At 69.9% G+C, this 13,165-nt stretch carries 10 protein-coding genes; all 10 read left to right on the top strand.

From position 1 onward, the window contains the following. Positions 1-13 precede the first annotated feature (13 nt). The 10 genes from folC to BU52_RS17400 all read left to right on the top strand — a co-directional run bounded on the left by folC (position 14) and on the right by BU52_RS17400 (position 12,828). Positions 14-1,534: a bifunctional tetrahydrofolate synthase/dihydrofolate synthase gene (folC, locus tag BU52_RS17445; RefSeq protein WP_037935234.1), complete on the top strand. Its 1,521-nt coding sequence runs from the start codon at positions 14-16 to the stop codon at positions 1,532-1,534. A 6-nt stretch (positions 1,535-1,540) separates the two neighbouring features. Continuing rightward, positions 1,541-1,891, top strand: a complete 351-nt coding sequence (locus tag BU52_RS17440; RefSeq protein ID WP_037935233.1) for a DUF4233 domain-containing protein — start codon at positions 1,541-1,543, stop codon at positions 1,889-1,891. Positions 1,892-1,956: 65 nt separating this feature from the next. After that, complete coding sequence (gene ndk, locus BU52_RS17435) at positions 1,957-2,370, top strand: nucleoside-diphosphate kinase (RefSeq protein WP_037935232.1); 414 nt, start codon at positions 1,957-1,959, stop codon at positions 2,368-2,370. Between the two features lie 330 nt (positions 2,371-2,700). Continuing rightward, positions 2,701-3,720 (top strand): rod shape-determining protein, encoded by a 1,020-nt coding sequence (locus tag BU52_RS17430; RefSeq protein WP_024887540.1) that lies wholly within the window; start codon positions 2,701-2,703, stop codon positions 3,718-3,720. Between the two features lie 170 nt (positions 3,721-3,890). Continuing rightward, a complete protein-coding gene (gene mreC, locus BU52_RS17425) occupies positions 3,891-4,832 on the top strand; it encodes a rod shape-determining protein MreC (protein ID WP_037935230.1) in 942 nt (313 codons plus the stop codon). A gap of 13 nt (positions 4,833-4,845) precedes the next feature. Beyond that, entirely contained in the window at positions 4,846-5,514 is a 669-nt protein-coding gene (gene mreD / locus BU52_RS17420) for a rod shape-determining protein MreD (protein WP_037935221.1), read from the top strand. 114 nt (positions 5,515-5,628) lie between these two features. Continuing rightward, positions 5,629-7,905 (top strand): penicillin-binding protein 2, encoded by a 2,277-nt coding sequence (gene mrdA / locus BU52_RS17415; RefSeq protein ID WP_037935219.1) that lies wholly within the window; start codon positions 5,629-5,631, stop codon positions 7,903-7,905. Next, positions 7,902-9,104, top strand: coding sequence for a rod shape-determining protein RodA (gene rodA, locus BU52_RS17410; protein WP_037935217.1), 1,203 nt, complete (start codon positions 7,902-7,904; stop codon positions 9,102-9,104). Before mrdA ends, rodA begins: the two co-directional genes overlap by 4 nt. 101 nt (positions 9,105-9,205) lie before the next feature. After that, entirely contained in the window at positions 9,206-10,762 is a 1,557-nt protein-coding gene (locus tag BU52_RS17405; RefSeq protein WP_037935216.1) for a CYTH and CHAD domain-containing protein, read from the top strand. Between the two features lie 101 nt (positions 10,763-10,863). Further along, a complete protein-coding gene (locus tag BU52_RS17400; RefSeq protein WP_037935215.1) occupies positions 10,864-12,828 on the top strand; it encodes a TIGR03960 family B12-binding radical SAM protein in 1,965 nt (654 codons plus the stop codon). Positions 12,829-13,165 lie beyond the last annotated feature (337 nt).

The following is a 13,165-nucleotide window of genomic DNA, read 5'->3' as shown; positions in this document are numbered from 1 at the left end:
TAGACTGGGGACCGTGAGCGAGCGCCCAGAATCAGCAGGTCCCGACCCGGACGACACCTTCGACGAGTTCGCCGAGCTCGTCGAGGAGGAGACCCGCCGCGACCCCGACCTCGCGGTGATCGAGGCCGGCAGCCGCACCCTGCGCACCCAGGGGGGCCCGCCGCAGGCGGACGTGCCCGCGCGCCCCGAGGACCCGGAGGTCGACAACGCCCTGCGCGAGGTCGAGGCGGAGCTCGCCACCCGCTGGGGCGAGACCAAGCTGGAGCCCTCGGTCGCCCGCATCTCCGCGCTGATGGACGTCCTCGGGGAGCCGCAGCGGTCGTACCCGTCGATCCACATCACGGGCACCAACGGCAAGACCTCCACGGCCCGCATGATCGAGGCCCTGCTCGGCGCCTTCGAGCTGCGCACCGGCCGCTACACCTCCCCGCACGTGCAGTCGATCACCGAGCGGATCAGCCTGGACGGCTCCCCGATCTCCGCCGAGCGCTTCATCGAGACGTACCGGGACGTCAAGCCGTACGTCGAGATGGTCGACGCGTCGCAGGAGTACCGGCTGTCCTTCTTCGAGGTCCTCACCGGCATGGCGTACGCCGCCTTCGCCGACGCGCCCGTGGACGTGGCGGTCGTCGAGGTCGGCATGGGCGGCAGCTGGGACGCGACGAACGTGATCGACGCCGGTGTCGCCGTGGTGACGCCGATCGACCTGGACCACACCGACCGCCTCGGCACCACGCCCGCGGAGATCGCCACGGAGAAGGCCGGCATCGTCAAGCGGGACGCGACCGTGATCATGGCGCAGCAGCCGGTGGACGCCGCTCAGGTGCTGTTGAAGAAGTCCGTCGAGGTGAACGCCACGGTGGCCCGTGAGGGCCTGGAGTTCGGGGTCGTCGCCCGGCAGGTCGCCGTCGGCGGCCAGCAGGTGACCCTGCGCGGGCTGGGCGGCGAGTACCCCGAGGTGTACCTCCCGCTGCACGGCGCGCACCAGGCGCACAACGCGGCGGTGGCCCTCGCCGCGGTGGAGGCGTTCTTCGGCGTGGGCGCCCAGCGTGAGGGGCGGCTCGACATCGACACCGTGCGCAAGGCGTTCGCCGCCGTCGCCTCGCCGGGCCGGCTGGAGGTCGTGCGGCGGTCTCCGACCGTCGTCCTGGACGCCGCGCACAACCCGGCGGGCGCACGGGCGGCGGCCGAGGCGATCGGGGAGGCGTTCCAGTTCAGCCGGCTCATCGGCGTGGTCGGCGCGAGCGGCGACAAGAACGTGCGCGGGCTGCTGGAGGCGTTCGAGCCGGTCTTCGCCGAGGTCGTCGTCACCCAGAACTCCAGCCATCGCGCGATGGACGCCGACGAACTGGCCGCGATCGCCGTCGAGGTGTTCGGCGAGGACCGCGTCCAGGTCGAACCGCGGCTGCCGGACGCGCTCGAGGCCGCGATCACGCTGGCCGAGGAGGAGGGCGAGTTCGCGGGCGGCGGTGTGCTCGTCACCGGTTCCGTCATCACTGTCGGCGAGGCCCGACTGCTCCTGGGGAGGGGCTGAGATCCCGTGCGTACGCTCTGTGCTTCGACCCTGATCGGCGAGTTCTTCGTCATCGGTTTCGCCGGGCTGGTCGCGATGAAGGACCCGGACCTGTCCACCGGCACGGTGTGGACGGTCTGCGGCATCGCGATGTTCCTGTCCGTGGCCCTGTGCGGGGTGATCACGCGGCCGGGCGGGGTGGCTCTCGGCTGGGCGCTGCAGATCGCCCTCGTCGCCTCCGGTGTCTTCGTTCCGATGATGTTCTTCCTGGGCGTGGTCTTCGCGCTGCTGTGGTGGGCATCGGTGCACTTCGGGCGGAAGGTGGACGAAGCCAAGGCCCGTTTCGCCGCCCGCGCCGACCAGCCTGACGCTGCGTGACACCGGCCCCGACACGCCCGGTAACCTCGTCACTCCGCACCACTTCACGCACAAGGAGCTCCGTCGTGACCCAGCGCACCCTCGTCCTCCTCAAGCCCGACGCCGTCCGTCGTGGCCTGACCGGCGAGATCATCAGCCGTATCGAGCGCAAGGCCGGCTGGCAGATCACCGCGCTGGAGCTGCGCACCCTGGACCAGGACACGCTGGAGCAGCACTACGGCGAGCACAAGGGCAAGCCGTTCTACGAGCCGCTGGTGGAGTTCATGGCCTCCGGCCCGGTCGTGGCCCTGATCGTCGAGGGCGAGCGGGTCATCGAGGGGGTGCGCCGGCTGGCGGGCCCCACGGACCCGATCGCCGCCGAGCCGGGTTCGATCCGCGGCGACTTCGGTGTGATCGTCCGGGAGAACCTGATCCACGCCTCCGACTCCGAGGAGTCCGCCGAGCGCGAGGTGAAGATCTTCTTCCCGGGCCGCGCGTAACGCCGTACGGCCGGTCGTGCGTGGGCCGCGTGCATAACGATCATGTCGCGGCCGCGTAGAGTACGTTTGCCGTCTGTCGGATGGTCTGGGGGCTTTGCCCCCGGGCCATTTTTTGGCATATGCGACGCGTTCGGGGGAACGGATGCCCCCGATGGCCCGTCTCCAGGAGCAGCGCGACGCGCCGTCTGATGACAATGGCGAAGACCCTCGCACAGTGTTCGCGAAGGCGCGTCTACGATGGAAGCCTTCACGTCACCGCACCCACCTCGCCAACCTGAAAAGCCCTCAAAAGCTCGTGGGAAGGCCAGACGAATCCTGATGGGGAACTCAATGTCGTTCATCGGCCGTGACATGGCTGTCGACCTCGGGACCGCCAACACGCTGGTGTACGTCAGGGGTCGTGGGATCGTACTGAACGAGCCGTCCGTCGTCGCGATCAACACCAACACCGGTGGCATCCTCGCGGTCGGCGCCGAAGCGAAGAAGATGATCGGGCGCACGCCCGGCAACATCGTTGCCGTGCGCCCCCTGAAGGACGGCGTCATCGCCGACTTCGAGATCACCGAGCGGATGCTGCGCTACTTCATCCTGAAGATCCACAAGCGGCGGTATCTGGCTCGTCCGCGGGTCGTCGTATGTGTGCCCTCGGGCATCACCGGCGTCGAACGCCGCGCCGTCATCGAGGCGTCGTCGCAGGCCGGCGCCCGCCAGGTGCACATCATCGAGGAGCCCATGGCCGCCGCCATCGGCTCCGGGCTGCCGGTCCACGAGGCCACCGGCAACATGGTGGTGGACATCGGCGGCGGCACGACGGAGGTCGCGGTCATCTCCCTCGGCGGCATCGTCACCGCACAGTCCATCCGCGTCGCGGGCGACGAACTGGACAACGCGATCATCCAGCACATCAAGAAGGAGTACTCGCTCCTGCTGGGTGAGCGCTCGGCCGAGCAGATCAAGATCACGATCGGTTCGGCGTACGACCTCGACACCGACGAGCACACCGAGATCCGTGGCCGGGACCTGGTGTCCGGACTGCCCAAGACCGTCGTCATCTCCGCGGCCGAGGTCCGCAAGGCGATCGAGGAACCGGTCAACGCCATCGTCGACGCGGTCAAGACGACCCTCGACAAGTGCCCGCCGGAGCTGTCCGGCGACATCATGGACCGGGGCATCGTGCTGACCGGCGGCGGCGCCCTGCTGCGCGGCCTCGACGAGCGGCTGCGCCGGGAGACGGGCATGCCGATCCACATCGCCGAGGACCCGCTGGACAGCGTGGCGCTCGGCTCCGGCAAGTGCGTCGAGGAGTTCGAGGCGCTGCAGCAGGTGCTGGACGCCCAGCCCCGCAGATGACACGACTCCTCGACTCCGCCGTACGGGACGTTCGCGTCTCGTACGGCGGAGCGCTGGTGTAGAGCCACAGGCTGTCCACGAGCCGCGCACGGCCCGTCGGTCACCGCCCGACATCTGAACAAGACCACACCGCACACCCGTTCTCGACGAGGAAGGCACGGCCGCCGCACGTGAGGGACACACGAGAGAGCCGGCTGCTCCTGGTGCTGCTGATCGCCATCGCGTTCGCGCTGATCACGGTGGACATCCGCGGCGGGGAGGACTCACCGGTCGACGGTGCCCGGCAGGCCGCGGCGACCGTCTTCGGCCCGATCGAGAACGGCGTGTCCAGCGCGGTCGACCCGATCGGCAACGCGGTCACCGCCGTCCGCGAGTCCGGCGACCGGCACGACCGGCTGGCCGAACTGGAGCGGGAGAACGCCGCGCTCAAGGCCGAACTCGGCAGCGACGACCGCAGCCGCAGCCGCCTCGCCCAGCTCGACGAACTGCTGAAGATCTCCGGCAGGGGCCAGTACGGCATCAAGGGCGCCCAGGTCATCGCCATAGGAGCGGCCCAGGGCTTCTCCTGGACCATCACCATCGACGCCGGAGCCGATGACGGCATCAAACGCGACATGACCGTCCTCAACGGCGACGGACTCGTCGGCCGCGTCACCACCGTGGGCCCGAACACCGCCACCGTGCTGCTCGCCAGCGACCCCGACTTCACCGTAGGCACCCGCATGGAGTCCGGCGACGAACTCGGTTTCGCCTCCGGCCAGGGCGACCGCCCGCTCCGCGTCGAACTGCTCAACAGCAAGGCCGAGATCAAGAAGGGCGACCGGCTGGTCACCTTCGGCTCGCAGGCCGACAAGCCCTTCGTGCCCGGCGTTCCCGTGGGCGTCGTCTCCCGCGTCGACCCCACCGGCGGCAACCTCACCCGCACCCTGCACGTCACGCCGTTCGTCAGCTTCAGCAAGCTCGACGTGGTCGGCGTCGTCGTCCAGGCCCCCGAGAAGGACCCGCGCGACACGGTGCTGCCCAAGAAGCCCAAGCCGACCCCCACACCGACCGTGACGGTGACCGTCACCCCCTCCGCCCCTGCCGACGGCCTGAACCAGCAAGAGCAGTAGGAGCTGTCACCCCATGCGCGTCAACCGGATCCTGCTCTCCAGCTCGCTGATCGTCGTCGCCCTGGTGATCCAGGTGAGCGTCCTCTCCCGCCTCCACCTGCCGGGCGCCGTCCCCGACCTGCTGCTGCTCACCGTCCTCGGCCTCGCCCTGGTCTACGGTCATGTCGGCGGCGCCCTCGTCGGCTTCGCCGCCGGCCTCCTCGCCGACCTCGCCCCGCCCGCCGACCACGCGGCCGGCCGCTACGCCCTCGTGCTGTGCGTCATCGGCTACCTCGCCGGACTCGTCAAACCCGAGAGCGGCCAGGTGAAGTCGGCCACCGGCCCCATGGTCGTGGTAGTCGCCGCCGCGGTCGGCTCCACCCTGCTCTACGCCGGTGTCGGCGCCGCCGTCGGCGACACCGCGGCCCGTCATGTCGGCCTCGGCGGGCTGCTGTTCACCGCCGCGCTGTACGACCTGCTGCTCGCGCCGTTCGTCGTCCCCGGCGTCATGGCCCTGGCGCGGCGCGCCGAGAACGATCCGCTCGCCGAGACGGGCTCCGCGACGTCCGGCGACATCTCCTCCGGCTGGCTGTCCGGCGGCACCGGACTGCGCATCGGCGGCCAGCGCGGCGGACTGCGCGTCAAGGTGGCCCGGGCCCGGACGGCGCGCGCCGGACGCATCAAGGGGGTCAAACGCCTGTGACCCGGCCGAACTTCACCGGAACGGGTGAACGGCGGCGGAACGCCGACCCGCGTACCGGCCGTTCACCACTCGTACCCGCACCCGCGCACGCGCTCTGAGAGGGGAGGAAGCCGCGTGACCAACATCCCCGAGACCGGCCGCAGCCCACGGGTCCAGATCCGGCTCGTCGTCATCCAGGTCCTCGTCGTCTCCCTCCTCGGCACCCTCGGCGGGCGCCTGTGGTACCTCCAGATCCGCGAGGGCGACCAGTACGCCAGGGAGGCCTCCGGCAACCACGTCCAGCAGGTCGTCCAGCCCGCGGTCCGCGGCTCCATCCTGGACGCGCGCGGAGTGGCCCTCGCGGACAACGAGACGCGGCTGGTCGTCTCCGCCTCCCGCACCGAACTCCTGAAGATGAAGGACGACGGCAAGGCGGTCCTCACCAAGCTCGCCGGCGTCCTCGGCATGAGCGCCAAGGAGGTGAGCGAGAAGGTCCGGCTCTGCGACGCCAAGACCCCCCAGCCCTGCTGGAACGGCTCGCCGTACCAGCCCATCCCCATCACCGACGAGGCCACCCCCAAGCAGGCCCTGCAGATCCGCGAGCGCGCCGAGGACTTCCCCGGCATCACCGCGGAACCCCAGGCCGTGCGCCGTTACGCGGCCCCGGGCAAGGCCAACACCGCCCAGGTCCTCGGCTACCTCTCACCCGTCACCGACGAGGAGATCCAGAAGGCACAGGACACCGACTCGCCGTACCTGCGCTCCGACATGGTCGGCCGCTCCGGCCTCGAGCGCCAGTACGACAAGCAGCTGCGCGGCAAGGCCGGCGTCACGCGGTACGAGGTCGACAAGCTCGGCCGGGTCCTCGGCCAGGCCGAGGCCGACCCCGCCGAGCCCGGCGCCAACCTCGTCACCAGCATCGACGCCCGCGTCCAGCGCATCGCCGAGTACGAGCTGAACGAGGCGATGAAGGAAGCCCGCAAGCAGCACGACCGCAACACCAACCGCACTTACGAAGCCGACTCCGGCGCCGTCGTCGTCATGGAGGCCAAGACCGGCCGCGTCGTCGCGATGGCCTCCAACCCCACCTACGACCCCAACGCCTGGGTCGGCGGCATCTCCGCCAAGGACTACGCCGCCCTCACCGGCAAGGACTCCAACTACCCGCTGCTCAACCGCGCCATCCAGGGCCAGTCGGCACCCGGCTCCATCTTCAAGGTGATCCCCACGGCCGCCGCGATCAACGCCGGGTACTCCTTCGAAGGCCCCTACAACTGCTCCAGCTCGTACTCCATCGGCAGCCAGGTCTTCAAGAACTTCGAATCCCAGAACCACGGCCCCATCAGCCTCGGCCGCGCCCTCGAGGTGTCCTGCGACACCGTCTTCTACGCCCTCTCCCACGAGGAGTGGAAGCGCGACGGCGGCAACAAGCCGAAGAAGAAGCCCGACGACTGGTTCTACAAGACTTCCCACCAGTTCGGCCTCGGCAAGGAGACCGGCATCGACCTGCCCAACGAGGTCACCGGCCGCGTCCCCGACCGCCAGTGGAAACTGGACTACTGGAAGGCCAACAAGGACGTCTGGTGCAAGACCGGCAAGAAGGACGGCAGCTACGCCGAGCGCATCGCCTACGAGAACTGCCTCGAAGGCAACCGGCTGCGCGCCGGTGACTCCGTCAACTACTCCATCGGCCAGGGCGACACCCTCGTCACCCCCATCCAGATGGCCACCATCTACGCGGCCATCGCCAACGGCGGCACCCTCTACGACCCCACCGTCGGCAAGGCCGTCATCAGCCCCGACGGCAGGACCGTCACGGAGATCGAGCCCGAGTCGCACGGCAAACTGCCGATGACGAAGAAGACCCTCAGCCAGATAGACGGAGCCCTCGAGGGAGTCGCCACCCGCGGTACGGCCGCGTGGCGATTCGGGGGCTGGCCGCAGGACGAGATCCCGATGCACGCCAAGACCGGTACCGCCGAGGTGTACGGCAAGCAGACCACCTCGTGGTTCGCCACCTACACCAAGGACTACTCGATCGTCATGACGATCTCCCAGGGTGGTACGGGCTCCGGCGCCTCGGGCCCCGCCGTGCGCAACATCTACAACGCCCTGTACGGCGTCTCCGAGGACGGCGAGATCGACAAGAAGAAGGCGCTGCTGCCCACACCGCAGAAGACCCTCCCCAAGGTCCGCACCGACGGCACCATCCAGGCCCCGAAGGTCTCCAAGGACCCCGCCAAGGACCGGACGAAGCCCTCGCCCGACGCCCGGGCCACCACCGAACAGGACGACCCCGCCGACCCGCAGCAGCCCGGCACGGTCCCCTCACCGGAGAACACCAACCGCGACACCCGCCGCCGCGAGCGACGACGGAGCGGCCGCGGCGGGACACGGAGGACGGCGTCATGACCGGCGGCGTCAACAGCTTCCAGGTCTCCGGATACGGACCCGAGCGGGCCGGCTGGACACGGGTCTTCGCCCGCGACTCCCTGGCCCGCCGCCTCGACTGGCCGATGCTGCTGTCGGCCGTCGCCCTGTCCCTGCTGGGCTCGCTCCTGGTCTACTCGGCCACCCGCAACCGCACCGAACTCAACCAGGGCGACCCCTACTACTTCCTGGTCCGGCACTGGCTCAACACCGGCATCGGACTCGCCCTGATGATCGGCGTCCTCTGGCTCGGCCACCGCGCCCTGCGCACCGCCGTGCCCCTGCTGTACGGCGCCTCCGTCTTCCTGATCCTGCTCGTGCTCACACCGCTGGGCTCCACCATCAACGGCGCCCACTCCTGGATCAAGCTCCCCGGCGGCTTCTCCCTCCAGCCCTCCGAGTTCGTGAAGATCACGATCATCCTGGGCATGGCGATGCTGCTCGCCGCCAGGGTCGACGCAGGCGACAAGCCCTACCCCGACCACCGCACGGTCCTCCAGGCACTCGGCCTGGCCGTCGTCCCCATGCTGATCGTGATGCTCATGCCCGACCTCGGGTCGGTCATGGTCATGGTCGTCATCGTGCTCGGCGTACTGCTCGCCTCCGGCGCCTCCAACCGATGGGTCTTCGGCCTCCTCGGCGCCGGAGCGGCCGGCGCGATCACCGTCTGGCAGCTCGGTGTCCTCGACGAGTACCAGATCAACCGCTTCGCCGCCTTCGCCAACCCCGAACTCGACCCCGCCGGCGTCGGCTACAACACCAACCAGGCCCGCATCGCCATCGGCTCCGGCGGACTGACCGGTTCCGGCCTCTTCCAGGGCTCACAGACCACCGGCCAGTTCGTGCCCGAGCAGCAGACCGACTTCGTCTTCACCGTCGCCGGCGAGGAACTCGGCTTCGTCGGCGGCGCACTGATCATCGGCCTGCTCGGCGTCATCCTCTGGCGCGCCTGCCGCATCGCCCGCGACACCACCGACCTGTACGGCACCGTCGTCGCCGCCGGCATAGTCGCCTGGTTCGCCTTCCAGACCTTCGAGAACGTCGGCATGACCCTCGGCATCATGCCGGTCACCGGACTGCCCCTGCCGTTCGTCTCCTACGGGGGCTCCTCCATGTTCGCCGTATGGCTCGCCGTGGGCCTGCTCCAGTCCATCCGGATGCAGCGGCCGATGTCCGCCTAGCGACGCGTCCCGCCCGGCCCGCACGTCACCGGTGCGGAGCGGCCCACCCGCCGCTCCGCACCCACGCGACTACATCGGCCCCCGGCGGATAGATTCGGTTCATGGCGGACACCAAGCGCGAGATCGAGCGAAAGTACGAGTCCGACGACGGCGGACTGCCCGACCTGACCCGCGTCCCCGGCGTCGCATCCGTCCTCGACAAGGGCGTCACCCACCTCGACGCCACCTACCACGACACCGCCGACGAACGCCTCGCCGCGTCGGCCGTCACCCTGCGCCGCCGCACCGGCGGCTCGGACGCCGGCTGGCACCTGAAGTTCCCGGTCGCCCCCGGAGTACGTGACGAGATCCGCGCCCCGCTCTCCGACACCCTCCCGGACGAACTGGCCGCCCTCGTCCGCTCCCGCGTCCGCGATCACCCACTGCTGCCGCTCGTCCGGCTGCGCTCCGACCGTGACGTACGCCACCTGGTCGACTCCGACGGCGAGCTGCTCGCCGAGGTCAGCCTCGACACCGTCCACGCCGAACGACTCACCGGCGGCGGCACCGCCCGGTGGACCGAGATCGAGGTCGAACTCGCCGACGACGGCGACCCCGCCTTCCTCGACAAGGTCGAAAAACGCCTGCGCAAGGCCGGCATGCGCCCCTCGACGTCGACCTCCAAGCTGGCCAGGGCACTCGCCGAGACCGCCCCCCACGGCACCACGGCCGCGACGGCACCCGCCCCCGCCACAGCACCCGAGGCGGCCCCGAAGAAGAAACGGCGCCCACGGACGGTGGGCGAACCCGTCACCGCCGGGGACCACGTCCTCGCCTACGTCCGCGCCCAGCGCGACGCCCTCGTCGAGCTCGACCCCGCCGTCCGCCAGGACGTCCCCGACTCCGTCCACCGCATGAGGGTCGCCACCCGCCGCCTGCGCAGCACCTTCCGTACCTTCCGCGACGTCCTGGACCGCGAGACCACCGACCCCGTCGCCGACGACCTGAAATGGCTGGCCGACGCGCTGGGCGTGGACCGCGACCAGGAAGTCCTCGCCGAACGCCTCACCACCGCCCTCGCCGACCTGCCCGACGCCCTCGTCCACGGCCCCGTCGCCGACCGCCTCACCGCCTGGTCCCGGGCCCGGCACAGCGGAGCCCACGGCCGCCTCACCGCCCTCCTCGATTCCCGCCGTTACCTCACCCTCCTCGACACCCTGGACGCCCTGCTCGACGACCCGCCGCTGCGCAAGAAGGCCGGAGCCAAACCCGCGAAGACCCTCACCAAGGCCCTGCGCAAGGACCTCGGCAAGCTCGAAGGCCTCGTCACCCAGGCCCTCGACCTCCCGCCCGGCACCGAACGCGACGTCGCCCTGCACGAGGCCCGCAAGAAGACCAAGCGCACCCGCTACGCCGCCGAGGCCGCCGCCCCCGCCCTCGGGAAACCGGCGAACGACCTGGTCACGTCCATGAAGTCGCTCCAGGGCCTGCTCGGCGACCACCAGGACAGCGTGATGGCCCGCCGGACCCTGCGCGAGCTCGCCGCCGTCGCCCACGCGGCAGGGGAGAGCGCCTTCACCTACGGCGTCCTCCACGGCCGCGAGAAACACCGCGCGCAGCTCGCCGAGGCCGCACTCCCCGAGGCGTGGTCCGCGATCACCAAGAGGACCGCCGTCTGAGCGACGTACGGGGGACCCCGTCGGCCGGGTTACGCTGGATGGTCACCCGCCCCCAGCCTCCGGCCGGGGGACCCCGCAGTCACCACACGAAGGTTCGCGAGATGCCTGCCGAAGCCGCCGAGTCTGTGTTCCCGCAGCTCGAAGCTCTGCTCCCGCATGTGCAGAAGCCGATTCAGTACGTCGGCGGAGAGCTCAACTCCACGGTCAAGGACTGGGACTCCTGCGACGTCCGCTGGGCGCTCATGTACCCGGACGCGTACGAGGTCGGACTGCCCAACCAGGGCGTCATGATCCTCTACGAGGTCCTCAACGAACAGGACGGGGTCCTCGCCGAGCGCACCTACAGCGTCTGGCCCGACCTCGAGACGCTGATGCGGGAGCACCAGGTCCCGCAGTTCACCGTCGACAGCCACCGCCCGGTGAAGGCCTTCGACGTGTTCGGCCTGAGCTTCTCCACCGAGCTCGGCTACACCAACATGCTCACCGCCCTGGACCTCTCCGGCATCCCGCTGGAGGCCAAGGACCGGACGCTGGACGACCCGATCGTCATGGCCGGCGGCCACGCCGCCTTCAACCCCGAGCCGATCGCCGACTTCATCGACTGCGCCGTCATCGGCGACGGCGAGCAGGCCGTCCTGGAGGTCACGCGGATCATCCGCGCCTGGAAGGAGGAGGGCCGCCCCGGTGGCCGCGAGGAACTCCTCTTCCGCCTGGCCAGGACCGGCGGGGTCTACGTCCCCGGCTTCTACGACGTCGAGTACCTCCCCGACGGCCGTATCGCCCGTGTCGTGCCGAACAGGTCGGGCGTCCCGTGGCGGGTCTCCAAGCACACGGTGATGGACCTCGACGAGTGGCCCTACCCCAAACAGCCCCTCGTCCCGCTCGCCGAGACCGTCCACGAGCGCATGTCCGTGGAGATCTTCCGCGGCTGCACCCGGGGCTGCCGCTTCTGCCAGGCCGGCATGATCACCCGCCCGGTCCGCGAGCGGTCGATCACCGGCATCGGCGAGATGGTCGACAAGGGACTGAAGGCGACGGGCTTCGAAGAGGTCGGTCTGCTCTCCCTGTCCTCGGCCGACCACTCCGAGATCGGTGACATCGCCAGGGGCCTGGCCGACCGGTACGAGGAGGACAAGATCGGCCTGTCCCTCCCCTCCACCCGCGTCGACGCCTTCAACATCGACCTGGCGAACGAGCTGACCCGCAACGGCCGTCGCTCGGGCCTCACCTTCGCCCCGGAGGGCGGCTCGGAACGCATCCGCAAGGTCATCAACAAGATGGTCTCGGAGGACGACCTGATCAGGACCGTCGCCACGGCCTACGGCAACGGCTGGCGCCAGGTGAAGCTGTACTTCATGTGCGGCCTGCCCACCGAGACCGACGACGACGTCCTGCAGATCGCCGACATGGCCACCCGCGTGATCGCCAAGGGCCGCGAGGTCTCCGGCTCCAACGACATCCGCTGCACGGTCTCCATCGGCGGCTTCGTCCCCAAGCCGCACACCCCCTTCCAGTGGGCCCCGCAGCTGTCGGCCGAGCAGACGGACGAGCGCCTCGCCAAGCTCCGCGACAAGATCCGCGGCGACAAGAAGTACGGCCGCTCGATCGGCTTCCGCTACCACGACGGCAAGCCCGGCATCGTCGAGGGCCTGCTCTCCCGCGGCGACCGCCGCATCGGCGCGGTCATCCGCGCGGTCTACGAGGACGGCGGCCGCTTCGACGGCTGGCGCGAGCACTTCTCCTACGACCGCTGGATGGCGTGCGCGGACAAGGCGCTGGCGGAGTTCGGCGTGGACGTCGACTGGTACACGACCCGCGAGCGCACCTACGAGGAGGTCCTCCCCTGGGACCACCTCGACTCCGGCCTCGACAAGGACTGGCTCTGGGAGGACTGGCAGGACGCCCTCGACGAGACCGAGGTCGAGGACTGCCGCTGGACCCCGTGCTTCGACTGCGGGGTGTGCCCGCAGATGGACACGGCCATACAAATCGGTCCGACCGGGAAGAAGCTGCTGCCTCTCACGGTCAAGAATGCCGCGCCGGCGCCGAGCGGTCACTCGCACTGAGGTGAGTGACGCACTCGTTCGGGTGATGGACGCCCTGGCGGGCGCGAGTGAGGCCGAGGTGGCTGCTGCGTTGGCTGCTGTCGGGGCTACGAGCCGTCGGCAGCCGGAGCAGCAGTGCGGGCCTTGTACGCCCCTGCCGGGCCCGGGAGGGGCCTCGGCCATCCACTCAGAGGTGGAGTGGGTCTGAGGCTCTCGGAATTTTGCTGAAGCGTTCTGGCGACTACTGAGCCCCCTTCGACCCGGAGTGGGCTCAGTAGTGTCGAAAGCGAGATCGTCATCATTGACGCTGATGGAACGGAGGAGCCGTTCGATCCTGCGGCCTGGTTCTCGTGAGACT

The organism is Streptomyces toyocaensis (assembly GCF_000725125.1).
GTDB lineage: Bacteria > Actinomycetota > Actinomycetes > Streptomycetales > Streptomycetaceae > Streptomyces > Streptomyces toyocaensis.
Note: the sequence above shows the minus strand (reverse complement) of the source record. Positions and strands in the feature narration are given on the sequence as shown.

Coding starts and splice junctions, on each gene's coding strand:
- mreD (WP_037935221.1), top strand. CDS start 4,846: ATGCGCGTCAACCGGATCCTGCTCTCCAGCTCGCTGATCGTCGTCGCC.
- BU52_RS17400 (WP_037935215.1), top strand. CDS start 10,864: ATGCCTGCCGAAGCCGCCGAGTCTGTGTTCCCGCAGCTCGAAGCTCTG.
- BU52_RS17405 (WP_037935216.1), top strand. CDS start 9,206: ATGGCGGACACCAAGCGCGAGATCGAGCGAAAGTACGAGTCCGACGAC.
- BU52_RS17430 (WP_024887540.1), top strand. CDS start 2,701: ATGTCGTTCATCGGCCGTGACATGGCTGTCGACCTCGGGACCGCCAAC.
- rodA (WP_037935217.1), top strand. CDS start 7,902: ATGACCGGCGGCGTCAACAGCTTCCAGGTCTCCGGATACGGACCCGAG.